Genomic DNA, 22,314 nt, shown 5'->3' with positions numbered 1-22,314 from the left:
TTTCCTCTGCTATTGCGGGCGTGGCCCGAAGCGGTTGTCGCGCGGGAAACCTACCGGGGGCATGCGCCCGCCCGCGCCGCGCGCGGTGCGCCACGGGCTCAGATCGGCCTCGGTGCGCGTGCGGCCGCTTTCGCCGCCCATCGCCCAGCTCAGCCCTTTTTCGAGGCGCAGGCTGATCGCATCGGAAAGCCCGCCGTCGCGGTAGCGCTGCAACTGCACGCCCGATCCGCGCGCCATTTCCGGCAACTCGCCGATGGGGAAGACGACCAGCTTGCGATTGTCGCCGATCACCGCGACATAATCATCCTCCGCATCGATCGGGCGGACGACCTTCAGCTTCGCATTGGGGCGGACGTTCACCACCTGCCGGCCTTTTCGCGTCTCGGCCACGATCTCCGCCGCCTTGGCGACGAAACCCTTTCCGTCGGCGGCGGCGAGCAGCAGCCGCTCGCCATTGCGCGCGGGCAGCAGCGCCACGATCTGTGCTTCCGCCTCCAGATCGACCATCAGCCGCACCGGCTCGCCGAAGCCGCGTCCGCCGGGCAGCTTGTCCGCGGCGAGCGTGTAGAAGCGGCCCGTATCCGCCGCCAGCAGCAGCTTGTCGGTGGTATGCGCGTGAAAGGCGAAAGCGGGACCGTCGCCTTCCTTGAACTTCAGCGTGTCGGCCGCCGCCAGATCGCGATGGCCGCTCATCGCGCGGATCCAACCGCGCTGGGACAGGATCACGGTGATCGGCTCGCGCTCGATCATCGCCTCCAGCGGAATCTCCCGCGCGGGGGCCTGTTCCTCGATCGTCGTGCGGCGGCGGCCGAGCTCGGTCTCGGGCGCATAGCGCTCGCGCAGCTTGGCGAGATCCTTCTTGAGGCGGGTGCGCTGGCGGGCGGGGCTTTCGATCAGCGCCTCGAGCCCCTTGCCCTCCGCGTCGAGCGCGGTGCGCTCCTTCCTGATCTCCATCTCCTCCAGCTTGCGCAGCGAGCGCAGCCGCATGTTGAGGATGGCTTCGGCCTGGCGGTCGGTGAGGCCGAATTCGGCGATCAGCACCGGCTTCGGCTCATCCTCCTCGCGAATGATCGCGATCACCCGGTCGAGATTGAGATAGGCGATGAGATAGCCGTCGAGCAGCTCGATCCGGTCGGCGATCTTCGCCAGCCGATGCTTCGAGCGGCGGACCAGCACCTCGAACTGATGGTCCAGCCAGGCGGCGAGCGCCTGTTTCAGCGACATGACGCCTGGCGTGCGCGTCGCATCGAGCACGTTGAGGTTGAGCGGTACGCGTGTTTCGAGGTCGGTCAGGCGGAACAGCCCGTCCATCAGCAGCTGCGGATCGACCGCACGGCTGCGGGGCTCGAGCACGATGCGGATCTGCTCGTCCGATTCGTCGCGGATATCGGCGAGGATCGGCAGCTTCTTCTCGTTGATCAGCGCCGCGATCGTCTCGATCAGCTTGGATTTGGGGATCTGATAGGGGATCTCGCTGACGACCGCGACCCAGGTGCCGCGCCCCTGATCCTCCACCGTCCAGCGTGCGCGCACGCGGAAGCTGCCGCGCCCGCTGGCATAGGCCTCAGCTATGGCGGCCGGGCTGTCGACGCAGATGCCGCCGGTGGGCAGGTCCGGCCCCTTCACGAACTGCATCAGCTCGCCCGGCTCGCTCTCGGGCTTGTCGATCAGATGGGTCGCGGCGTCGATCAGCTCGGCCACATTGTGCGGCGGGATCGACGTCGCCATGCCGACCGCGATGCCGCTCGCGCCGTTCGCCAGCAGATTGGGGAAGAGGCCGGGAAAAACCTCCGGCTCTTCCTCCTCGCCATTATAGGTCGGGCGGAAATCGACGGTGCCCTCGTCGAGCCCGGCCATCAGCTCGCCGGCGGCCGCCGTCAGCCGCGCCTCGGTATAGCGCATGGCCGCGGCATTATCGCCGTCGACATTGCCGAAATTGCCCTGCCCGTCGACCAGCGGATAGCGTAGCGAGAAGGGCTGGGCGAGGCGGACCATCGCGTCGTAGATCGAGGCATCGCCATGGGGATGATATTTGCCCATCACATCGCCCACGACGCGCGCGCATTTCTTGTATCCGGCGGCGGGATCGAGGCGCAGCAGGCGCATGCCCCAGAGCAGGCGGCGATGCACGGGCTTCAACCCATCACGCACGTCGGGCAGCGAGCGCGCGGTGATGGTGGAAAGCGCATAGACGAGATAGCGTTCGGAGAGCGCGCTGTCGAAAGGCGCCTCGACAATCTGGTCGAGGGGGTCGGCGGAGCTGGTCATTGCGCCCTCGTTAGCAGCCGATGAAAGCGCCCGCCAGTCAGTCCGGCGGGAGCGGAAGGAAGGCGCCCGAACCGTCCGTCACGGCCTGGGTGGCGACTTGGGCGAGGAACCATTCGCGGAAGAGCTGGATCTTGCGCATGCGCCGCTTGGGCTCGGGATAGACCAGCCAGTAGCTCGCCCCGTCATAGGCTATGATATCGAACGGGCGGACGAGGCTGCCGGCGGCCAATTCGCGCGTCCAGAGCGGCGGGGTGAGCAGCGCTATGCCATGGCCGGCGATCGCGGTGCTGCCTTCCAGCGCCTGCGAATCCATGTGCACACGCTGTCTCCCGCGCGCTTTTTCGTTCGTGACGCCCGCCGCCGCGAACCAGCGGTGCCACCAATCGACGTCGGAACTGAGCAGGGGCGCCTCGAGCAGCGTCTCGGGCGTCGTCAGCCCGCCATGGCGCGCGGCGAAATCGGGGCTGCACATCGGCGTGAAATGGACGCGGAACAGATAATCCGCGCGCAGCCCGGGCCATGGCCCCTTGCCGCAGCGTATGCCCACGTCGAAATCGGACTGGCCGAAATCGGCGATCGCATTGGAGGCGTCTAGCCGGACGGCGATTTCGGGATGCGCGATCTGGAAGGCGCCGAGGCGCGGCGCGAACCATTGGGCGGCGAAGGATGGGATCGCCGTGATCGAAAGCACTGCCTCGCCATCCTCGCGCAGGCCGGAGAAGGCGTCGTCCAGCGTGTCGAACGCGCCCGAGACGAGCGGTGCCGCGCGGCGCCCCGCCTCCGTCAGCGACACGCGCCGCTTGGAACGGACGAACAGTGCGGTACCGAGCCGTTCCTCGAGCAGCCTGATCTGATAGCTCACCGCCGCCTGCGTCATGCCGAGCTCGGCCGCGGCGGAGGTGAAGTTCAGATGGCGCGCGGCGGCCTCGAACACGCGGACGGCGGCGAGGGGCGGAATGCGGCGCATCGCATATCCATAAGCCAGGCTTATTCATCCTGTCCAAGCTTTAGTTGGCGCTGTTTCGCGAAAAAGCCCAGATCCTCGGGCGGCAATCATGTCGGGAACGGAGCAGGCAAATGGCGCAGGCGGTTTGCAATCATAAGAATGACGGTGTCGAACGGCGCAGTTCCTTCCTCGCCAACCTGGCCGGCGCGCTCGCCGCGGGCGATCATTTCATCACCTGGTGGGGCGCGCATCGCCAGTGGCCGGCGACCGATCCGATCCGCATCGAGGACGAGCCCGAGACGATGCGCTGATCCCCGCTCAGGCCGATCCCCCTTCCCGAACGGCATGGCCGAAGGATAGGAGGCGGGACGACAGCCAAGGGGGAGCAACGATGGGAACGGGATGGACGATGCGGCAGGCGGATGCCGGGGACATTTCCGCCATCCGCCTGCTGATGGACCGCGCGATCGGCGCGTTGATGAACGATTTCCTGTCGCCCGAGCAGGTCGCGGCCTCGCGCGAGGTGATGGGGCTCGACACGCAGTTGATCGAGGATGGCACCTATTTCGCGGTGGTGGAGGCGGAGCGGCTGATCGGCTGTGGCGGCTGGAGCCGGCGCGCGACGCTATTCGGCGGCGATCACAGCGCAGGGCGGGATGCGGCGCTGCTCGATCCGTCGCGCGATCCCGCGCGGGTGCGGGCCATGTATACTGATCCCGATCATGTGCGGCGCGGCATCGGTCGTGCGATTCTTGTCGCCTGCGAGGCGGCGGCCGCGGCCGAGGGTTTCCGCACCGCCGAGCTCGCCGCCACGCTTGCGGGCGTGCCGCTCTATGAGGCGGCGGGCTATCGCCCGATCGAGCCGTTCGAGGCGGATACGTCGGGCGGTGTGCGCGTGCCGCTGGTGCGCATGGGAAAGGCGCTGGGATGAGCCGCAATTCCGCATCCTGACGACATGGATTGTCATCCCCTGCTTGCCAAGCCATTCTCCCGGCGAGGCAAATAAGGGGGCAGGAAGGATGCGTACGCCATTATCGCTGCGCTGGGGCTGGCGCTGGCCGCTTCGGCCATGTCCATGCCGGCGGCGGCTGCGACCTCGGCGGGCGTGCCGCTGATCGAGCGCACGAAGCTTTTCGGCAATCCTTCCAAGACGCAGGGGCGGCTGAGCCCGGACGGCAAATGGCTGTCCTGGATCGCGCCGCGCGACGGCGTGCTCAATATCTGGGTCGCGCCCGCTGCCGACCCCGCCAAAGCGAGGCCGCTCACCGCCGAGACGCAGCGGCCGATCCGCCAGCATTTCTGGGCGCCCGATTCGTCCCAGATATTGTTCATCAACGACAAAGGCGGCGACGAGAATTTCCTGCTCTATGGCGTGAACGTCACGACCGGCGTCGAAACGCTGCTGACCCCCTTCGAGAAGACGCGCGCCGAGATTGTCGGCATCAGCAATCATGTAAAGGACCGCATCCTCGTCGGTCTCAACAATCGCGATCCGCGTTGGCATGATGTGCACAGCCTGGACCTGAAGACCGGCAAGCTCAGCCTCGTCCAACGCAATGACGGCTATGCCGGCTATACGGCGGATGATGCGCTTACCTTGCGCATCGCTGCCAAGGCGACGCCCGACGGCGGGCAGCAATTCTTCCGCATGGCCAATGGCCAGGTGGAGGCGGAGCCCTTCGCCACGATCGGCCTCGACGATGCGCTGACGACCGGCCCGCTCGGTTTCACCGCCGACAACAAGACGCTCTACTGGGTCGATTCGCGTGGCCGCGACACGGCCGCGCTCGTGGCACAGGATGTGGCGAGCGGCCGGACGAGCATCCTTGCCGAGGATGGCAAGGCCGATATCGGCACGATCCTGGCGGATCCCAAGACCGGCCGCGTGCAGGCCTATTCCGTCGAATATCTGCGCAACGAATGGAAGCTGATCGATCCCGCCGTGAAGGGCGATCTCGCTTATCTGAAGGCGGAGCTCAAGGGCGAGATCAACGTCACCTCGCGCACCGATGCGGATGATGAATGGATAGTGACGGTCGATCCGGTAACGGCGCCCGCCGCCACCTATCTCTATGATCGCAAGGCCAAGCGCGTCACCAGGCTGTTCGTCGGCCGGCCCGAGCTGGAGGGCGCGCCGCTCGTCGCCATGCATCCGCTGGAAATCAGGGCGCGCGACGGGCTCACCCTCACTTCCTATCTGTCGCTGCCCGCCGGCACCGATCCGGACGGCGACGGGAAGCCCGGCGCGCCCGTGCCGATGGTGCTGTTCGTTCATGGTGGGCCCTGGGCGCGCGACAGCTATGGCTATCATAGTTATCACCAATGGCTGGCGAACCGGGGCTATGCGGTGCTCTCGGTCAATTATCGGGGCTCGACCGGCTTCGGGAAGAAGTTCATCTCGGCGGGCGATCTGCAATGGGGCACCCGGATGCATGACGACCTGATCGACGCGGTCGATTGGGCTGTGAAGGGCGGCATCACGGCGCGCGACAAGGTGGCCATAATGGGTGGTTCCTATGGCGGTTATGCGACGCTCGCGGGCGTGACCTTCACGCCGGATGCCTTCCGCTGCGGCGTCGATATCGTCGGCCCGTCCAATCTCTTCACCCTGCTCCAGACGATCCCGCCTTATTGGGAGGCGGGCAAGCAGCAATTCTACAAGCGGATGGGTGATCCCACGACGGAGGAAGGACGCGCGCTGCTGAAGGAGCGTTCGCCGCTGTTCAAGGCGGATGCGATCAAGGTGCCGCTGCTGATCGGCCAGGGCGCCAATGATCCGCGCGTCAATGTGCGCGAGAGCGATCAGATCGTGAAGGCGATGGAGGCCAGGAAGATTCCCGTCACCTACATCCTCTTCCCCGACGAGGGACATGGCTTTGCGCGGCCGGTCAACAATATCGCCTTCAACGCGGTGACCGAGAATTTCCTCAAGCCCTGCCTCGGCGGGCGGGCCGAGCCGATCGGCGACGCGCTCAAGGGATCGACCGCGCAGGTGCCGGCCGGCGCGCAGTTTGCGCCGGGGTTGTCGGAGGCGCTGTCGATCAAATAACCGGCCGGGCGCCGTCCGGTCTTTTTGCCGACGCCGGGGGGCGATGCGGCGCAAAAGGCCGCTATCCGGCGGGGAGACATGGTTGCCGGAAATTTACTCTTTCTGTCTATGCCCGGGGTGGGATGGGGGCGAACGACGGACGTGGCTATAAGGGGGAAAGCGGGAAAGAGCTGGTCTTCGCGGGTGCGGGCCTTTGAGGGGCGCGCATGACCGGTCTGCTCGCCCGCCTTTTGCCGCCGGGGCCCGCGCGGCAGCCTGCGCTCATCTGGCAGGTCGCGGTCAAGATGCTGCTCTGGGCGTGTCTCGGCACGGCGATATTGTGCACGGTGGGCTATCATGTCATCGCCAAGCGCGCCGAGGAACAGGCGCTCGATCATCTCACCCGCTATCTGAATGAGCGCGCCCAGGCGGAAAGCCGCGTCTTCCGCGCGGCCCAGGCCAATCTCGTTACCTTTCGCGAGCATTTTCTGCGTCTCTATGCCGATCCGAAGATCCTGCCCCATCCCGATTTCGACGCTTATTTCGTCGAGGGGACGGATGGGGCGATCCGGCTGCGGCGCCAATATTATGACGGGATCATGGGCGCGGACGGCCTGCCGCGCGGGGATGTCACCGGCTTCATGGGGCGCAAGCATCCGCCGCTGACGCCGGAGCTGCGCCGCAGGATGGTGCTGGCCTATATGCTGGTGGCGCAATATGGCCCCGCCTGGCACAGCCAGTTCATCAATACCCATGTCAGCCTGCCGGAAAACGCGGTCATCGTCCATTGGCCGGGCGAGCCCTGGGGGCTCGATGCCGATCCGGCGCTCGACATGCCCAAGGGGCGGACGATCCGCGCGACGCTGCCTGAACATAATCCGGATCGCGATCCCGTATGGACCGGCCTCTATTTCGATCGCACCGCTCGGCAATGGATGATCACCAATGGGCTGCCGGTCGATCATCATGGCCGGCATCTGATCAATCCCAGCCATGACATATTGCTGGGTGACCTGATCGACCGGCTGATCCGCAACCATCCCGATGGCGGTTATAATCTGATCCTCAAGGCCAATGGCGATCTCGTCGCCCATCCGCGGCGGCTGGACGAGATCAGGCACCGTTCGGGCGTGCTGAACGTCAAGCGGATGGGCGATCCGACACTGCTCAGCATCTATCGCAGCATCAGCGCGCCGGAACGGGCGATGCTGCGCAACGGCGTCCATGTCATCGAGAATGAGGATGTCGGCGGCTATCTCGCCTTCACCCGGCTGGACGGGCCCGGTTGGTGGTTCATCACCGTCCATCCGCGCGCGCCCATCCTGGCCCAGGCGCATGAGGCGGCGGCAGTGACATTGTTCCTGGGCGTGGCGCTGCTGGCGCTGCTGACGATGATCGCCTTCTTCCTGTTGCGGCGCGGGGTGGCGCGGCCGATCCTGCAGATGCAGCGCGCGGCCGAACATATTGCGGCGGGGGATTATGCCGGCGTCGCCGAGGGGATGGTGCCGTTGCCTGTCGATCAGGATAATGAGATCGGCCTGCTCGCCCGCTCGTTCCGCGGCATGGCCGCGCGGGTCGGGCATGCCAGCCGCCATCTGGAGGCGATGGTCACGGCGCGCACGTCGGAGCTGGAACAGGCGAACCGCGAGCTCGAAATATTGTCGCTCAGCGACGCGCTGACCGATTGCTTCAACCGCCGCGCCTTCGATATCGATCTGGCTGCCGCCATCGTCGCCGCCCAGCCGGGCGAGGGGGCTTTCGCGCTGCTGCTGTGCGACATCGACTATTTCAAGCCCTATAATGACGGCTATGGCCATGAGGCGGGGGATGGCATGTTGCGCCGGATTGTTGCCATGCTGGGCGAATGTGCGCCGGGGCATCGCATCTATCGCTATGGCGGGGAGGAGTTCGCGCTGATCCTGCCGGGCCAGGACGCGGAGCACTGCATCGCGATCGGCGAATCCATCGTCACCACCATCGCCGATCGCCGGCTGGAGCATCGCGGCAGCCCCTATGGCATCGTCACGACCAGCGCGGGCCTCGCCTTGTTCGACGGCCATATCCGCCGGCCGGCCGACATTATCCGCGCAGCCGACAGGCTGCTCTATGCCGCCAAGCAAAAGGGCCGCAACCGGATCGAATATCAGTTGATCGGCGATCGCCGGCGCCTGGCTGTCATGCAACGGGCCTGAGCCCGTGCGGGATCAGGCGCCGGCCATGGCCCGTCGCGGTCCCAGCGCGCCCCGGGCGGCGAGCGTCCGCCCGTCGGTCAGCCGCGCGAGCAGGCGACGTGGCTCGAAGGGGCCGGGCAGCGTCCAGCCGGCGGTGGCATCGGCGGTGAAGCCGAAGAAGCGGCCATAATATTCCGGGTCGCCGATCAGCACGAGCGCGGTCTCGCCCGTCTCGGTGGCGGCCTCGATCATCCGCTCCATCAGCATCCGGCCGATCCCGTCGCGCTGCCGATCGGGGCGGACCGCGACCGGGCCCACCAGCACCAGCGGATCAGTCGCGCCTCCATCTCCCGCCAGCGTCACCGGCCAGCACTGGATCGACCCCAGCAGCGTCTCCTCCTCCAGCGCGGCGAAGGACAGCGCCGGGATCTCCGCCATGCCTTCGCGCAGCCGATAGGCGGTGCGGCCATGGCGGTCCGGGCCGAAAGCGGCGTCGAGCAACTGCTCCACGGCATCGGGATGGACCTGGTCCAGGGGCGCGAGCGTGATCAAGGCGGGGCGATCTCCAGAGAGGGGCGCATGGGCGCCCGGAGCGCGCGCCTTTAGCCTGCGATTGCTGAAAGGAAAATGACGGGCATCGCGGGCGCATCCGCCGCGCCCCGGCCTATCCCCCACCCGGCCCGCCTGGTCTATATATCTATCTCGCAAGAAAGGAGATTATCGGAAGAGCGGACGTGCCGAGGGCTTGCGCCGGCCAATGGCCTTTCCCTGATCGCCTCGCGCGAATCACTGTCTCTGGGCGGCGAATCGGCCGTCACGCGCCTTGCCTCCGGGGCGTCGGCCCCTATTGGCGGCCCTATCATGCCCCATCGTCTCCGCTTGCCGCCGCCCGAGCCAGGCGCTACCCGGCCGGCGCGATGACTCCCGAATTTGGCTCCCCGCGCACCGCGATCGTGACAGGTGGCGCCCGGCGCATCGGCGCCGCGCTGGTGCGTGCGCTGGCGGCCGACGGCTGGCATGTGCTGATCCACTGCCATCGCTCGATCGGCGAGGCGGAGGCGCTCGCCGCCGAGATCGGCCCGGCCGCACGGATCGTTTCGGTCGATATGGCGCGCGCCGATGCGGGCGTTGCGGTGATGGAAGCGCTCGACGGCATGCCGCCGGCGGGGCTGCTGGTGAACAATGCGTCGAGCTTCGTCTATGACGCGTTCGACAGCTTCACCGCCGATCAATGGGATGCGCATATGGCCGCCAATCTACGCGGGCCGGCGCTCGTTACCCAAGCCTTTGCGCGCTTCGTTCCGGAAGGGGCGGGGGGGCTGGTGGTCAATCTGCTCGATGCCAAGCTCGCCCAACCCAATCCCGATTTCTTCACCTATACCGTCTCGAAAATGGGGCTTGCCGGCCTGACCGAGCTTGCCGCGCGCGTGCTGGCGGAGCGCGGCATTCGTGTCTGCGGCATCGCCCCTTCGGTGACGCTCGTTTCCGGTCCGCAGTCGCGCGACAATTTCGATCAGGTCCATCGTGTAAACGCGCTCCGCCGCGGCGTGACGGTGGAGCAGATCGTTGCTGCGCTGCGCTTCATCATCGCCAGCCCGACCTTGACCGGGCAGACGATCTTGCTCGACGCCGGCCAGCGTTTCCTGTCGCTTCCGCGCGATGTCCAGTTCATGACGCCTTCGGGCGAAGGCTGAATCCAAGCTGAATTCAAGGTGCAATGATGACGATCTCTCCCCTGCTCGACGGCCTCGTGCCCGCGGCGCTCGCGCCCAAGTCCCGCCGCATATTCCTTCAGGATTTCGATCTGCCGGTGGATATCGGCTTCCATGATTTTGAGGTGGGTAATCCCCAGCGCCTGCTCGTCACGGTCGAGGTCTGGCTGGACGAGGCCTCCTTCGCCGCCGAGGACAAGGCGTCGGTCGCCTGGAACTATGATTTCCTGCGCTCCGAAATCGAGCGGCTGGCACAGGGGCGCCGCTTCAACCTGCAGGAAACGCTGGTGCGCGAAATCTATCAGCTGATCGCGGCCCGGGCCGGCGTCACCGGCCTCCGGGTCGCGACGCGCAAGCCCGACATCTATTCCGATTGTGCGGCGGTCGGCGTCGAGCTTTCGTCCTTCTGACGCTTTCTGAGACGGGTGCGCGCGGCGTTCAGCGCTCCGTCGTGCGCCCGCAGGGGCCAAGGCCCGCCAGCACCAGGCGATAATCGGCGCGGATCGCGTCGAGATCGGCCCCGGCCGCTTCCGCCAGGCTGTTTTCCGGGAGATTGGCGGGCAGGCCGCAGGCTAGGCGATACCAGAGCAGCGTTTCGGGGCGGGGCGGCTCTGCGCTGTTGTCCACCATCTCGCCCAGCGCCACCGCCCAGCGCGGTTGTTCGCCCGGGCGGCGGAGGATGGCGAGCGAGATCGGGCGGCCATCGTCGGTCTTGAGGAAGATCTGCGTCTCGCTTTCGCCGGGCAGCGAGCCGGGCACGTGGAAGGCGTTGCCGATGCCGCTGATTCGCGGCGGCGCGCCGCCCGCGAGCGCCTCGGTCAGGATCGCCCGGATCCGCGCCTCATTTTCCGGCGTCCAGGGCAATTGCGCGCGCGGCCCGATCAGCCGAATCTCGCCGGGCCTGCCTGCTACCTGCGATGCCAGCAGCAGCATCCGCGCCTTGCGTAATTTTGGGGGGCGATTCGCCGAATCCGTCGGTACGTCGACGAGGTAGGTGATTTTCGCGGGGAGTCCTCCCGTACCGCGAATCAGGCTTTTCACATCCGCCTCGATGTAGAATCGCGCGCGCCCGCGAGCGACTCCGGCCGCGTCCTTGCCCTTCAGAAGTGTCGCGCGCCGGATTTCCACGCCCGCGGCAACGGGTGCCGCGAGTGCCATGTCGGCAATGTCCGCATAGGAAAATCCGGAGGTTACAGGTAATTGCTGTGCTGCGGTGGGAAGTGCAGCACCCGTCAGCAATAGGCCGGTAACAATGTGCAGATAGGTTCGCTTGTGCATTTTTCAACCGATAGCATGGTACGGCGGAGTGGAATATCCGCCTCTCCTGGAAAGCGCTGTTGAGGCCCAAAAAGCTTCTTTCGGGGCGGCGACAAAGCGTTTGCGTCGCGGAAAGTGTCGCGATAGGAACACAGTCCTCGCCAATAATTATAAATCAGGTTGGATGTGGCGGGCGGAGTGTGCGGGCGTTCCAGGCCCGGGTTCCGGATGTTCGCAGGGCTTATGGATTGGAGGGAGTGTGGTTCCTTAATGGCTTACGCTGATCAATCATCTATGAGCACGCGAAAGCTTGTGTCGATCGGGCTGGTCGTCCTGCTTCACGCCCTGCTCGGCTATGCGTTCATGACCGGTCTTGCCTTCAACGTTGTCAAGCAGGTCGCGAAGGATCTCAAGACGTTCGACGTGGTCGAGGAGCCGCCGCCCCCCGAGGAGACGCCTCCGCCGCCTCCGCCGCCGGACGCTCCGCCGGTGCAGCCGCCGCCCATGGTGGCCCCGCCGCCGATCGTGCAGCCGCCCGTGGTGATGGCGCCGCCGGTGCAGACGGTGCAGGTAGCACCCCCGCCGGTGATCACGCCGACCGCGCCCGTCGCGCCTCCCGCGCCCCCGGCTCCGCCGGCGGCCCCGGCCATATCCAAGGCCGCCGCGGCCAGGGGTAATCCGGGTTCGTGGGTGACGACCGACGACTATCCTCCGAGCGCGATCCGCAACGAGGAGCAGGGGACCGTGGGTCTGACGTTCGAGGTCAATGCGCAGGGTCGCATCGAGAATTGCCGGATCTCGTCCAGCAGTGGCTCCTCGACGCTCGACGATGCCGCATGCCGGCTCGTGACGCGGCGCGGCCGCTACTCACCGGCGCTCGACCAGAGTGGCAATCCCATTCCGGGCGGCACGAAGACATTGCGCTTCACCTGGCGGCTGCCGACCGAGTGATTGCTCAAAGTTCCCGGCTTCGGCCGGGAACATTATCCAACCAAATCTGATCGAAGAGGAAAGTTCCTGACATGACCACCCCCGCAGCTCCGACCGGCGGCGAGAATCCCTATGGCCTGATGGCCGCGCTCGAACAGGGCGGCACCATCGCTTGGGCGGTTTTCATCATTCTCGTCGTGATGTCCGCCGCTTCCTGGTACATCATGTTCACCAAGCTGATCGAGCAGCAGAAGATCCTCAATCAGGCCAAGCGCGTCCGCACCAGCTTCTGGGGAACGCCGAGCTTGAAGGAAGGTGCCGCCAAGCTCGAGAAGAATTCGGCCTATCGCCAGATCGTCGACGACGGCCTGCGCGCCCAGGACGAGCATACCAAGCTGCTCGATCCGGTCGATCAGCATGATTGGCTGCTCAGCTCGCTCGCCCGCAGCCAGGCACTGGTCAATTCGAAGCTCGGCAACGGCCTTGCGGTGCTCGCGACCGTTGGTTCGACCTCGCCGTTCATCGGTCTGTTCGGTACCGTCATCGGCATCTACCGCGCGCTCATCAAGATCGGCTCGGCCGGTCAGGCTTCGATCGACGCGGTCGCCGGTCCGGTCGGTGAAGCGCTGATCATGACCGCGCTCGGCCTCGCCGTGGCGGTTCCCGCGGTGCTCGGCTACAACTGGCTGATCCGTCGCAACAAGGTCGTCGCCGAGCAGATCTCGGCCTTCTCGACCGATCTGCACGGCTATATGGTGTCGGGCGGTGCGGTGCGCCCCACGCTCGCCGCCAAGGCTGCCGCTCCGGTTGCGCCGCTCAAGGCCGGCACGGCCGCGGCCGCTCCGAAGGCCTGACGCAGACCGGACGGGCCGGGCGCCGACATCCGGCGCCCGGCACCGCCGATCCGTTCATAGCCGAGGGCGCATCGGCCGGGCCGCCCGCCGGTCGCCGACTGAAGTAGAATAGGATCTCAACCGATGGCCATGAGTGCGGGCCCCGCCGAAGACGGCTCCCCGATGTCGGACATCAACACGACGCCGCTCGTCGACGTCATGCTGGTGCTCCTCATCATCTTTCTCATCACCGTTCCGGTGGTGATCCAGACGGTTCCCGTCAATCTTCCCAAGACGGTGTTCGAACCGACCACCAGCAAGCCCGAAAATGTCGTCCTGTCGATCCGGAATGGCGCGGGTGGTGATTGCGAGGTTTATTGGGGCCAGACGCGGGTCAGTTCCGAGGAGCTGCTCGAAAGAGCCGTCGCCAAGCTGAAGCTGGAGATCGACAAGCAGGGCGGCCCGAACGCTGCCGGGCTCGAGCTCCCGGAAACGCATATCCGCGGCGACGTCAACACGAACTATCGCTGCATCGGCGGCGCAGTGTTCACCATGCAGCGTGCCGGTTTCGCGCGCGTCGGCTTCATTTCGGAGCCGGCCGCGGGTACCGCGACCGCGCCGCGCCTGTGAACCCGCTCGCGATCCAGCCTATCCGAGGAGTATAGCCCATGGCGATGGCCGCAAGCACCAGCGAAGGCGAGCCGATGATGGACATCAACACGACGCCGTTGATCGACGTCATGCTGGTGCTCCTCATCATGTTCATCATTACCATTCCGATCCAGACGCATGCGGTGAAGCTCGACCTGCCGGTCGATAGCCCCAACCAGCCCAAGCCGCCGATCGACCCGATCAAGAACAAGATCACGATCGACGCGGCCCGCAATGTCTTCTGGAACGGTGCGCCGGTGGATCTCGTCGTTCTGCGCCAGTATCTGGACCAGACCCAGACGATGAGCCCGATCCCGGAACTGCATCTGCAGCCGAACCCGGATGCGCCCTATGAGGTGGTCGACGAAGTACTCGCGGTCACCAAGCGGGCCAATGTCGAGAAGATGGGCTTCGTCGGCAACGAGGCATACGCCAAGTTCTAAGCCGTACATACGGCAACGAGCCGGGAAGAGGGCGGGCCGCAAGGTCCGCCCTTTTCTTTTGGGCTCCTCTCGGACGCCGGGACGCGGCGGCATGGCTTTTCGCCATCCGCTGGGCGGGTTTCTCCTGTGCGCCTTCTCTTCCTTGCTATTCTGCGCGCCTTCCCGTCGCCCCATCCCCCCGCTATGGCGGTATTGCGCCATTGTCTCATGACAATGAAGCATTGATCTTATATTGTATTGCGACAATCGCAAACAATCGATAATGGAAAAGGGGAACTGGAAAGGGAGGTCGAATCATGTCGTCGGGAGCCGCATTGGATGTCGCGCTGGTGGCGCCGCTCATCCTCTATTCGGTGCTGATGACGATCACGCCCGGCCCGAACAATATGATGCTCGCCTCGTCCGGCTTGCTGTTCGGCGTGCGGCGCACCGTGCCGCACATGCTGGGGATCAGCACGGGTATGATGGTTCTGATCTCGGTCGTGGGGGCCGGGCTGGGCGGGCTTTTCGCCGCGGAGCCGCGGCTCGGGCTCGCGCTCAAGCTGGTCGGCATCGTCTATCTCCTTTATCTGTCATGGAAATTGTGGCGCGCGGGTGAGCCGGGCGGGGCGACGGCAGCGCGGCCATTGTCCTTCCATGGTGCCGCCGCCTTCCAGTTCGCCAATCCCAAGGCCTGGCTGATGGCGCTCACGGCAATCGCCGCTTTCGCCGCGCCGGGGCCGGGCTATGCCGCGAGGGTCCTGTTCGTGGCGCTTGTCATGGGGGTCGTGGGCTTTCCCTGCATCTCGGTCTGGGCCGGGTTCGGTGCTGGGATCAAGGCGCTGATGCACGCCCGCCCGGACGCGCTGCGCTGGTTCAATCGCGCGATGGCACTGCTGACCGCGCTCACTGTACTGCTCATCATCTACGAATGATCACGGTCCGGAGAGGCGCGCGACGGGATTTGATCGCCGGCTCGCCCCGTGCCAAGGGCCTGGAATGACCCGCTGGAAACCGGACATAGAGGCGGCGGATGGCCGGCCACTCTACCAGGCCCTGTTCGATGCGATCGCCCGTGATCGCGCGAGCGGGCGTTTGCCGGCAGGATCCCGGCTGCCGCCGCATCGCGATCTCGCCGCCGATCTCGGCATCGGCGTCGGCACGGTTACCAAGGCCTATGCCGAAGCGGAGCGGCGCGGCCTGATCCACGCCCGTGTCGGCGCGGGTTCCTTCGTCACCGGCAACGATCAGGGAGCATCGCCACCGCCGCGCGCGCCGGGGCCGATCGACCTGTCGCGCAACCTCGCCCCCTCGGGCCATGCCGAACCCTATCTCGCCGCGGCGATGGCACGGCTGGCGGCCGAGGATCCGGCGGCGCTGACCGCCTATGCCCCGGTCGCGGGCGCCGCCGCCGTGCGCGCCGCCGCCGCCGCCTGGAGCGTGCGGACCGGCACCATGGCGCTCGATCCCGAGCGGCTGATCATATGCAATGGCGCGCAGCAGGGGCTGGCGCTCGCGCTCGCCGTGACGATGAAGCCTGGCGCTACGCTGCTTTGCGAGGCGGCAACCTATGCCGGGACGAAGCAGATCGCGACTGTCGCGGGCTATCGGCTTCGCGGCGTCGCGCTGGACGGGGAGGGGGTGGACCCCGACGCGCTCGACCGGGCAGCGGCCGAGACGGGTGCTGCGGTCGTCTATCTCGTCCCCACGCTGCAGAATCCGACGGGGCGGCGCATGTCCGCCGCGCGGCGCGAGGCGATCGCGGCGGTCGTGCGGCGGCGCGGGCTGATCCTGATCGAGGATGATGTCTATGCGCTTTACGGGCGCGATCTGCCGGGGGTGCCGGCACTGGCGGAACTGCTGCCCGATCGCGCCTTTCATATCGGCGGGGCCGCGAAATCGCTCGCGCCGGGTCTGCGCGCGGGCTGGCTGCTGCCGCCTGAAGGTGGGCAGTGGCGCGAGGCGGTGTTGCGCCATGTGCGCGCCGCTTATTATGCGCCGGCGGCCATCGGCCATCATATCTTCCGCATCTGGGTCGAGGAGGGCGTGGCGGATCGCATCGCCGGGGCGATCCTGAACGATGCCGCGGGGCGGCTGGAGCGCGCGCTGGCGATCGTCGGCGATGCGGCCGAACGCCCCGCCAGCCGCCATGCCATGCATCTCTGGCTGCCCATGTCGGCGATGGAGGCGGAGCGGGTATCGCTGCGTGCGCTGAGGGCGGGCGTGGAGCTGACCCCGCCCGAATCGACGGCGGTCGATCCAGCGCTTCTGTCGGGGCTGCGCCTCTGTCTCGATGCGGTCGATGCGGTGGAGATGGAGGGCGCGCTACGCATCGTGATGGCGGCGCTGAGCGCGGATATGGAGGCGAGCGAAAGAGCGATCGTCTGATTGTATCGGTACAATCAGACGGCAGGGCGATTCAGCGCGAAAAGACTTCCACCAGATGCTCGACCCGGGGCGTCGCCGCGAAATAGGAACCGGCAAGCCGCCGCCATTCGAGGAAAGCCTCCGAATTGCGGAATTCCACCATATGATGCTCGACCGATTCCCAGTCGATCAGGATACGGTAGCGGCTCGGCTGCTCCAGCGAGCGATGGAGGATCAGGCCATGGCAGCCGGGAGCGCCCAGGAAGCAATGCTGCGCGTCGCGCACCGCCTGTTCGAACGCTGTTTCCGTGCCGGGCTTGACGTCGATCTCGAGGATTTCCTTGACCATTGCAGCCCCATAGCGTGTCCCCCGGCGGCGGACGAGTCCTGTCGAGGCAAGATGGCACCAAAAGCTTGCAAATCTTGTGAAAGGGCGAGCAATGACATTTCCATGTTGTTCCCTGGCAACATCATGACAGCCTGATTGGATCAGGGAGCGGATTTAGGGAATGAGCCGGTCGACATGCCGGAAAGGCCTGTCCGGAAAGCGCATCCGATCCGCAACGGATCCATCCGGCCATTGCCGGCCGTCCGCTCGTCCCGGGGCAGCCCACGGCGGAAAGCGCGGCTTGCTGTCATATTGATGCAGATTGTTGCGGTTCCAGCCCGAACGACTATGCTCCCCGGACAACAGAGGAACCTCCGTGCCCCTGCAACCCTTGATCGGCCCGATGCTTGCGTTCGTCGTCGGCTATCTGCTCGGTTCGATTCCGTTCGGGGTGATCCTCACCCGGATGGCGGGCGCGGGCGATCTGCGCGCCATCGGTTCCGGCAATATCGGTGCCACCAATGTGCTGCGTACCGGGCATAAGGGGCTAGCGGCGCTGACGCTGATCCTCGACGGGGCGAAGGGCGCCGTGGCGGTGGTGCTGGCCGGTGCAGTTGCTCCCGTCTTGGCGCCGATCGCGGCAGCCGGCGCCTTTCTCGGTCATCTCTATCCGGTCTGGCTGCGCTTTCGGGGCGGCAAGGGTGTCGCGACCTTCCTCGGCATCGCGCTGGCACTCCACTGGCCTTCGGGGCTGGTCTTCGCGCTGGTGTGGCTCGGCGCGCTCGCGGTGACGCGCTTCTCCTCGGTCGGCGGCATGTCGGCGGCGGTGGCGACGCCGGTGGCGGCGGCCTTTTTCGAGCGTTTCGATCTCGCTTTGCTGTTCCTCTTCTTCGCGCTGATGCTGCTGTGGAAGCATCGCACCAATCTCGAGCGGCTGTTGGCGGGCACGGAGCCGCGCGTCGCCGGCTCGCGCACCGTCTGATCCGGCCTTGTCGGAGGCGGGATATGAGGATGGCATTGCGCGCCTGCGCCTGATCCGTACGCCCGGAATCGGGGCTGTCACCTATGCCCAGCTGATCGCGCGCTTCGGCTCGCCGGCGGCCGCGCTCGATGCGGTGCCCGATCTCGCCCGACGGGGTGGAGGCAAGCCGCCGACGCTCGCCGCCCGCGCCGTGATCGAGCGCGAGGTGGAAGCGGTCGAGCGGCTGGGCGCGCGCTATCTGTTCGTCGGTCGCGGCCTCTATCCGTCCGCGCTTGCCCGGATCGAGACGGCGCCGCCGGCGCTGATCGTGAAGGGCGTCGCCGGCCTGCTCGATCGGCCGATGGTCGCGGTGGTGGGTGCGCGCAACGCCTCGGCTGCAGCGGTCCGCTTCGCGCGGGCGCTGTGCCATGATCTGGCGGAGCGCGGGCTCGTCGTCGTGTCCGGGCTGGCGCGCGGCATCGACACGGCGGCGCATGGCGGCGCGATCGGCGGCGGCACGATCGGTGTGATCGCGGGCGGGCTGGACATTTTCTATCCGCCGGAAAATGAGGCGCTTCAGCGCGACATTGCCGAGCGCGGCCTGCTCGTCGCGGAACAGCCGCCGGGTATCGAACCCCGTGCGCGCCATTTCCCCTATCGCAACCGCATCATCGCGGGCCTGTCGCTGGGCACGCTGGTGGTGGAGGCCGCACCCCGATCGGGATCGCTGATCACGGCGCGGCTGGCCGCCGAATATGGTCGGGAGGTGATGGCCGTGCCCGGATCGCCGCTCGATTCGCGCGCGCAGGGCTGCAACATGCTGATCCGCGAGGGCGCCACGCTGGTCCAGTGCGCCGCCGATGTGATCGAATCGCTGGGGCCGCTCGGCGGCCTGGTCGCGCAGCCCGAGCGCGGTTATGTGGCACCCGATATCGCATCCGATGCGAGCGCTGCGGAGCGCGATGCCGTCATGATGCTGCTCGGCCCCGTGGCGACTCCGGTCGATGAGCTCATCCGCCAGTCCGCTTTGCCGCCCGCAATCGTGCAGACCGTGCTGCTGGAGCTGGAACTGGCCGGCCGGCTGGAGCGTCATGCCGGCGGGCGGGTGAGCCTGGCCTGATGGGCCGGGCGGCTGGCGGGCGTTCGCCGCTTGACGGACCTCGCCCCCTTTCCCACCCTCGTGCGTACGCGTGAGAAAAACAGTAACGGACCGTCATGAAGCTCGTCGTCGTCGAATCTCCGGCCAAGGCCAAGACCATCGAGAAATATCTGGGCAAGGATTATCGCGTCCTCGCTTCCTACGGCCATGTCCGCGACCTGCCCGCCAGGGACGGATCGGTGAATCCCGATGAGGGCTTCGCGATGCAGTGGGAGGATTATGCCGACAAGACGCGCCAGCTGAAGGCGATCACGGACGAGGCCAAGACCGCCGACGCGCTGATCCTCGCCACCGACCCCGATCGTGAGGGCGAGGCGATAAGCTGGCATGTGCAGGAGGTGCTGAAGCGGAAGAAGGCGCTGCCCGGCGATGTGCGCCGCGTCACCTTCAATGCGATCACCAAGCCTGCCGTCACCGAGGCGATGGCCCATCCGCGCGATCTGGACGAGGATCTGATCGATGCCTATCGGGCGCGGCGCGCGCTCGATTATCTGGTGGGCTTCACGCTTTCGCCCGTGCTGTGGCGCAAGCTGCCGGGCGCCAAGTCGGCGGGCCGCGTCCAGTCCGTGGCGCTGCGCCTCGTCGTCGATCGCGAGCGCGAGATAGAGGCGTTCAAGGCGCAGGAATATTGGTCCGTCGCCGCGGCGATGGAGCAGGATGGCGTGCCCTTCGTCGCGCGGCTGGTGCGCTGGAAAGGGCAGAAGCTCGATCGCCTGTCGATCGGCAATGGCGGCGATGCGGAAGCGGCGAAGAAGGATGTCGAGGCCGGCCGTTTCTCGGTCGTTTCGGTCGAGACGAAGCCGCTCACCCGCAATCCCCCGGCTCCCTTCACCACCTCGACCTTGCAGCAGGAAGCGGCGCGCAAGCTGGGTTTCTCCGCCAGTCACACGATGCGCATCGCCCAGACGCTCTACGAGGATGGCGCGATCACCTATATGCGGACGGACGGCGTGCAGATGGACGACAGCGCCATCTCTGCCGCGCGCGGCGCGATTGCGAACCGCTATGATGGCAGCTATGTGCCCGACAGGCCCCGCCAATATACCGCCAAGGCCAAGAATGCGCAGGAAGCGCATGAGGCGATCCGGCCGACCGATTTCTCGAAGGATCGGGTCGGCTCGGGCGACCATGCCCGGCTCTATGAGCTGATCTGGAAGCGCGCGCTGGCAAGCCAGATGGCGTCCGCCCGGTTGGAGCGCACGACGATCGAGCTGGCCGACGGCACGGGTCAGCACGGGCTGCGCGCCACCGGCCAGGTGGTGCTCTTTCCCGGCTATCTCGCGCTTTACGAGGAAGGGCGCGACGACGAGCAAGATGATGATGCCAAGCGCCTGCCGCGCATGGGCGAGGGCGACGCGCCCGCCAAGAAGGCGGTAACGGCCGAGCAGCATTTCACCCAGCCGCCGCCGCGCTATTCCGAAGCCAGCCTCGTCAAGAAGATGGAGGAGCTCGGCATTGGTCGTCCTTCCACCTATGCCTCGGTGCTGCAGGTGCTGAAGGATCGCGAATATGTCGTGATCGAGAAGAACCGCTTCATTCCGCAGGAGAGCGGCCGGCTGGTGACCGCCTTTCTCGAGCGTTTCTTCGAGCGTTACGTCTCCTATGATTTCACCGCCGGGCTGGAGGAAAGCCTGGACGATGTATCCGGCGGCCGTGCGCAGTGGCAGGAGGTGCTCGAAGCCTTCTGGCGCGACTTCAAGCCCAAGACCGCCGAGGTGATGGATCAGAAGCCGTCCGAGGTGACGGCGGCGCTCGACGAATTTCTCGGCCCTTATCTGTTTCCGGACAAGGGCGACGGCAGCGATCCGCGCCTCTGCCCCGCCTGCCATAATGGCCGTCTGGCGCTGCGCGGGGGGCGGTTCGGTGCGTTCGTCGCCTGCTCCAACTATCCGGAATGCAAATATACCCGCCGTTTCGCCCAGGCCGGGGCGCAGGATGCGGGCGCGGATACGGGCCCGGTGGTGCTCGGCACCGATCCGGCGACGGGCGAGGAGGTTTCCAAGCGGTCCGGGCGCTTCGGCCCCTATGTCCAGTTGGGCGATGGCAAGGAGGCGAAGCGCGGCTCCATCCCCAAGGATGTGCCGGAGGCCGATCTCGATCTGGACATGGCGCTGAAGCTGCTTTCGCTGCCGCGCGAGATCGGCAATCATCCCGAAACGGGCAAGCCGATCACCGCCAGCATCGGCCGCTACGGCCCCTATCTGGCGCATGACGGCAAATATGCGCGGCTCGCCTCCACGGCGGAGGTGTTCGAGACGGGGATGAATGCGGCGGTCGCCAAGCTTGCCGATGCCGCGCAGGGCGGTGCCCGCGCCCGCGGCGCAGCGCGCGAGCCGCTGGCGAGCTTCGGCGACAGTCCCGAGACGGGCAAGCCGGTGAAGCTGATGGAAGGGCGCTTCGGCCCCTATGTCACCGACGGCGTCACCAATGCGACGCTCCCCAAGACAGCCGATCCCGCCACGCTGACGCTGGAGACGGCGCTCGCCCTGCTGGCTGAGCGCGCAGCCAAGGGGCCGGCCAAGGGCAAGAAGAAGGCGGCGCCCAAAAAGGCCGCCGCCAAGAAGGAGACGGCAAAGAAGCCCGCAGCGAAGAAGGCGAAGGCGGCCGCGGCGGATTGAGCGGCGGACCCTTGGATGTTATAACGGGCGTATGAACAAGCCGCTCAAGCTGATCCCGATCGGAAATTCGACAGGCGTGATCCTGCCGAAGGATGTGCTTGCCCGGCTGCGTCTGGAGCAGGGCGATGCGCTTAGCATCGCGGAGACACCGGGCGGGATCGAGCTTCGCCCCTATGAGGCTGATTTCGAGGAACAGATGGCGGTGGCGCGTCAGGTGATGCGGCGCCGTCAGGCTGCCTTGCGCGAGCTCGCGAAATAAAGGTGGCGACTCAGGGCTGGGTCTGGGTGGCGCCCCAGGTGGCGCTCGCTGCCCATCGCGAGCAATTGGCCGAACATGGCGGCAGCGATGGCGTGCGTGACGCCGGGCTGCTCGAAAGCGCGATGGCGCGCCCGCTCAATCTGGCGGCCTATGGTGATCCCGATGCGGCGGCGCTGGCGGCCGCTTATGCCTATGGCATAGCGCGCAACCATCCCTTCGTGGACGGCAACAAGCGGACCGCCGCAGTCGTGAGCGAAACCTTTCTTAATCTCAATCGGCTGAGTCTCTCCGCAAGCGACGCCGAGATCGTCGTCTTCATTCTCGCTCTGGCCGCCGGCGAGCTTAGCGAGGAGGAGACCGCGGACTGGTTCCGCCAGCGGATCGTCGCCTGACCGGCCGTTCCG

General features: G+C 66.5%; 22 protein-coding genes. 17 read left to right on the top strand and 5 right to left on the bottom strand.

The annotated features are described in order from the left end of the window. Nucleotides 1-9 precede the first annotated feature (9 nt). Entirely contained in the window at nucleotides 10-2,268 is a 2,259-nt protein-coding gene (gene parC / locus CLG96_RS02380) for a DNA topoisomerase IV subunit A (protein WP_107966246.1), read from the bottom strand. A gap of 37 nt (nucleotides 2,269-2,305) precedes the next feature. Continuing rightward, nucleotides 2,306-3,235 carry a transcriptional regulator GcvA gene (gene gcvA / locus CLG96_RS02375; RefSeq protein WP_107966245.1) on the bottom strand — a complete coding sequence of 310 codons (930 nt, stop codon included), beginning with the start codon at nucleotides 3,233-3,235 and terminating at the stop codon, nucleotides 2,306-2,308. Between the two features lie 110 nt (nucleotides 3,236-3,345). Here gcvA and CLG96_RS02370 point away from each other — a divergent pair, with 110 nt between their 5' ends. The 4 genes from CLG96_RS02370 to CLG96_RS02355 all read left to right on the top strand — a co-directional run bounded on the left by CLG96_RS02370 (nucleotide 3,346) and on the right by CLG96_RS02355 (nucleotide 8,434). Then, the gene (locus tag CLG96_RS02370; RefSeq protein ID WP_107966244.1) at nucleotides 3,346-3,525 is read left to right on the top strand and encodes a hypothetical protein; all 180 of its coding nucleotides are present in this window, start codon (nucleotides 3,346-3,348) and stop codon (nucleotides 3,523-3,525) included. Between the two features lie 80 nt (nucleotides 3,526-3,605). Beyond that, nucleotides 3,606-4,145 carry a GNAT family N-acetyltransferase gene (locus CLG96_RS02365; RefSeq protein WP_107966243.1) on the top strand — a complete coding sequence of 180 codons (540 nt, stop codon included), beginning with the start codon at nucleotides 3,606-3,608 and terminating at the stop codon, nucleotides 4,143-4,145. Between the two features lie 138 nt (nucleotides 4,146-4,283). Continuing rightward, a complete protein-coding gene (locus tag CLG96_RS02360) occupies nucleotides 4,284-6,263 on the top strand; it encodes a S9 family peptidase (RefSeq protein WP_107966242.1) in 1,980 nt (659 codons plus the stop codon). Nucleotides 6,264-6,469: 206 nt separating this feature from the next. Then, the gene (locus tag CLG96_RS02355; protein WP_107966241.1) at nucleotides 6,470-8,434 is read left to right on the top strand and encodes a GGDEF domain-containing protein; all 1,965 of its coding nucleotides are present in this window, start codon (nucleotides 6,470-6,472) and stop codon (nucleotides 8,432-8,434) included. Between the two features lie 12 nt (nucleotides 8,435-8,446). Here CLG96_RS02355 and CLG96_RS02350 read toward each other — a convergent pair whose 3' ends face one another. Beyond that, entirely contained in the window at nucleotides 8,447-8,965 is a 519-nt protein-coding gene (locus CLG96_RS02350) for a GNAT family N-acetyltransferase (protein ID WP_107966240.1), read from the bottom strand. Between the two features lie 365 nt (nucleotides 8,966-9,330). Here CLG96_RS02350 and CLG96_RS02345 point away from each other — a divergent pair, with 365 nt between their 5' ends. Both CLG96_RS02345 and CLG96_RS02340 read left to right on the top strand, forming a co-directional pair. Next, a complete protein-coding gene (locus CLG96_RS02345) occupies nucleotides 9,331-10,107 on the top strand; it encodes an SDR family NAD(P)-dependent oxidoreductase (protein ID WP_107966239.1) in 777 nt (258 codons plus the stop codon). Nucleotides 10,108-10,133: 26 nt separating this feature from the next. Next, nucleotides 10,134-10,535: a dihydroneopterin aldolase gene (locus CLG96_RS02340; protein WP_107966784.1), complete on the top strand. Its 402-nt coding sequence runs from the start codon at nucleotides 10,134-10,136 to the stop codon at nucleotides 10,533-10,535. Between the two features lie 28 nt (nucleotides 10,536-10,563). Here CLG96_RS02340 and CLG96_RS02335 read toward each other — a convergent pair whose 3' ends face one another. After that, a complete protein-coding gene (locus CLG96_RS02335; protein WP_243395568.1) occupies nucleotides 10,564-11,403 on the bottom strand; it encodes a hypothetical protein in 840 nt (279 codons plus the stop codon). A 249-nt stretch (nucleotides 11,404-11,652) separates the two neighbouring features. On the opposite strand from CLG96_RS02335, the gene CLG96_RS02330 reads away from it, so the two are divergent. The 6 genes from CLG96_RS02330 to CLG96_RS02305 all read left to right on the top strand — a co-directional run bounded on the left by CLG96_RS02330 (nucleotide 11,653) and on the right by CLG96_RS02305 (nucleotide 16,606). Next, the gene (locus CLG96_RS02330; protein ID WP_107966237.1) at nucleotides 11,653-12,333 is read left to right on the top strand and encodes an energy transducer TonB; all 681 of its coding nucleotides are present in this window, start codon (nucleotides 11,653-11,655) and stop codon (nucleotides 12,331-12,333) included. A gap of 71 nt (nucleotides 12,334-12,404) precedes the next feature. Then, nucleotides 12,405-13,166, top strand: coding sequence for a MotA/TolQ/ExbB proton channel family protein (locus tag CLG96_RS02325; protein ID WP_107966236.1), 762 nt, complete (start codon nucleotides 12,405-12,407; stop codon nucleotides 13,164-13,166). A gap of 123 nt (nucleotides 13,167-13,289) precedes the next feature. Beyond that, complete coding sequence (locus tag CLG96_RS02320; RefSeq protein WP_107966235.1) at nucleotides 13,290-13,775, top strand: ExbD/TolR family protein; 486 nt, start codon at nucleotides 13,290-13,292, stop codon at nucleotides 13,773-13,775. Nucleotides 13,776-13,813: 38 nt separating this feature from the next. Then, complete coding sequence (locus CLG96_RS02315; RefSeq protein WP_107966234.1) at nucleotides 13,814-14,239, top strand: ExbD/TolR family protein; 426 nt, start codon at nucleotides 13,814-13,816, stop codon at nucleotides 14,237-14,239. A gap of 296 nt (nucleotides 14,240-14,535) precedes the next feature. Further along, nucleotides 14,536-15,153: a LysE family translocator gene (locus CLG96_RS02310; protein WP_107966233.1), complete on the top strand. Its 618-nt coding sequence runs from the start codon at nucleotides 14,536-14,538 to the stop codon at nucleotides 15,151-15,153. 64 nt (nucleotides 15,154-15,217) lie between these two features. Continuing rightward, nucleotides 15,218-16,606 carry an aminotransferase-like domain-containing protein gene (locus CLG96_RS02305; protein WP_107966232.1) on the top strand — a complete coding sequence of 463 codons (1,389 nt, stop codon included), beginning with the start codon at nucleotides 15,218-15,220 and terminating at the stop codon, nucleotides 16,604-16,606. A 31-nt stretch (nucleotides 16,607-16,637) separates the two neighbouring features. Here CLG96_RS02305 and CLG96_RS02300 read toward each other — a convergent pair whose 3' ends face one another. Beyond that, a complete protein-coding gene (locus CLG96_RS02300) occupies nucleotides 16,638-16,934 on the bottom strand; it encodes an antibiotic biosynthesis monooxygenase family protein (protein ID WP_107966231.1) in 297 nt (98 codons plus the stop codon). A 382-nt stretch (nucleotides 16,935-17,316) separates the two neighbouring features. On the opposite strand from CLG96_RS02300, the gene plsY reads away from it, so the two are divergent. The 5 genes from plsY (at nucleotide 17,317) to CLG96_RS02275 (ending at nucleotide 22,302) form a co-directional block, all read left to right on the top strand. Further along, nucleotides 17,317-17,895, top strand: coding sequence for a glycerol-3-phosphate 1-O-acyltransferase PlsY (plsY, locus tag CLG96_RS02295; protein ID WP_107966230.1), 579 nt, complete (start codon nucleotides 17,317-17,319; stop codon nucleotides 17,893-17,895). 7 nt (nucleotides 17,896-17,902) lie between these two features. Further along, nucleotides 17,903-18,994: a DNA-processing protein DprA gene (gene dprA, locus CLG96_RS02290; RefSeq protein WP_107966229.1), complete on the top strand. Its 1,092-nt coding sequence runs from the start codon at nucleotides 17,903-17,905 to the stop codon at nucleotides 18,992-18,994. 95 nt (nucleotides 18,995-19,089) lie between these two features. Next, on the top strand, nucleotides 19,090-21,651 hold the full coding sequence (gene topA / locus CLG96_RS02285) for a type I DNA topoisomerase (protein ID WP_107966228.1): 2,562 nt from the start codon (nucleotides 19,090-19,092) through the stop codon (nucleotides 21,649-21,651). Between the two features lie 31 nt (nucleotides 21,652-21,682). Continuing rightward, on the top strand, nucleotides 21,683-21,910 hold the full coding sequence (locus CLG96_RS02280) for an AbrB/MazE/SpoVT family DNA-binding domain-containing protein (RefSeq protein WP_107966227.1): 228 nt from the start codon (nucleotides 21,683-21,685) through the stop codon (nucleotides 21,908-21,910). Nucleotides 21,911-21,912: 2 nt separating this feature from the next. Next, on the top strand, nucleotides 21,913-22,302 hold the full coding sequence (locus tag CLG96_RS02275; RefSeq protein ID WP_107966226.1) for a type II toxin-antitoxin system death-on-curing family toxin: 390 nt from the start codon (nucleotides 21,913-21,915) through the stop codon (nucleotides 22,300-22,302). Nucleotides 22,303-22,314: the final 12 nt, after the last annotated feature.

Origin of the sequence: Sphingomonas oleivorans (assembly GCF_003050615.1) — a bacterium.
Classification (GTDB): Bacteria; Pseudomonadota; Alphaproteobacteria; order Sphingomonadales; family Sphingomonadaceae; genus Sphingomonas_H; species Sphingomonas_H oleivorans.
This window is presented reverse-complemented; position numbering and strand designations above follow the sequence as displayed.

Bases quoted from the DNA above. Each gene is read 5' to 3' on its own strand.
- parC (WP_107966246.1), bottom strand. From the start codon at position 2,268: ATGACCAGCTCCGCCGACCCCCTCGACCAGATTGTCGAGGCGCCTTTC.
- gcvA (WP_107966245.1), bottom strand. From the start codon at position 3,235: ATGCGCCGCATTCCGCCCCTCGCCGCCGTCCGCGTGTTCGAGGCCGCC.
- CLG96_RS02370 (WP_107966244.1), top strand. From the start codon at position 3,346: ATGGCGCAGGCGGTTTGCAATCATAAGAATGACGGTGTCGAACGGCGC.
- CLG96_RS02365 (WP_107966243.1), top strand. From the start codon at position 3,606: ATGGGAACGGGATGGACGATGCGGCAGGCGGATGCCGGGGACATTTCC.
- CLG96_RS02360 (WP_107966242.1), top strand. From the start codon at position 4,284: ATGTCCATGCCGGCGGCGGCTGCGACCTCGGCGGGCGTGCCGCTGATC.
- CLG96_RS02355 (WP_107966241.1), top strand. From the start codon at position 6,470: ATGACCGGTCTGCTCGCCCGCCTTTTGCCGCCGGGGCCCGCGCGGCAG.
- CLG96_RS02345 (WP_107966239.1), top strand. From the start codon at position 9,331: ATGACTCCCGAATTTGGCTCCCCGCGCACCGCGATCGTGACAGGTGGC.
- CLG96_RS02340 (WP_107966784.1), top strand. From the start codon at position 10,134: ATGACGATCTCTCCCCTGCTCGACGGCCTCGTGCCCGCGGCGCTCGCG.
- CLG96_RS02335 (WP_243395568.1), bottom strand. From the start codon at position 11,403: ATGCACAAGCGAACCTATCTGCACATTGTTACCGGCCTATTGCTGACG.
- CLG96_RS02330 (WP_107966237.1), top strand. From the start codon at position 11,653: ATGGCTTACGCTGATCAATCATCTATGAGCACGCGAAAGCTTGTGTCG.
- CLG96_RS02325 (WP_107966236.1), top strand. From the start codon at position 12,405: ATGACCACCCCCGCAGCTCCGACCGGCGGCGAGAATCCCTATGGCCTG.
- CLG96_RS02320 (WP_107966235.1), top strand. From the start codon at position 13,290: ATGGCCATGAGTGCGGGCCCCGCCGAAGACGGCTCCCCGATGTCGGAC.
- CLG96_RS02315 (WP_107966234.1), top strand. From the start codon at position 13,814: ATGGCGATGGCCGCAAGCACCAGCGAAGGCGAGCCGATGATGGACATC.
- CLG96_RS02310 (WP_107966233.1), top strand. From the start codon at position 14,536: ATGTCGTCGGGAGCCGCATTGGATGTCGCGCTGGTGGCGCCGCTCATC.
- CLG96_RS02305 (WP_107966232.1), top strand. From the start codon at position 15,218: ATGACCCGCTGGAAACCGGACATAGAGGCGGCGGATGGCCGGCCACTC.
- CLG96_RS02300 (WP_107966231.1), bottom strand. From the start codon at position 16,934: ATGGTCAAGGAAATCCTCGAGATCGACGTCAAGCCCGGCACGGAAACA.
- plsY (WP_107966230.1), top strand. From the start codon at position 17,317: ATGCTTGCGTTCGTCGTCGGCTATCTGCTCGGTTCGATTCCGTTCGGG.
- topA (WP_107966228.1), top strand. From the start codon at position 19,090: ATGAAGCTCGTCGTCGTCGAATCTCCGGCCAAGGCCAAGACCATCGAG.
- CLG96_RS02280 (WP_107966227.1), top strand. From the start codon at position 21,683: ATGAACAAGCCGCTCAAGCTGATCCCGATCGGAAATTCGACAGGCGTG.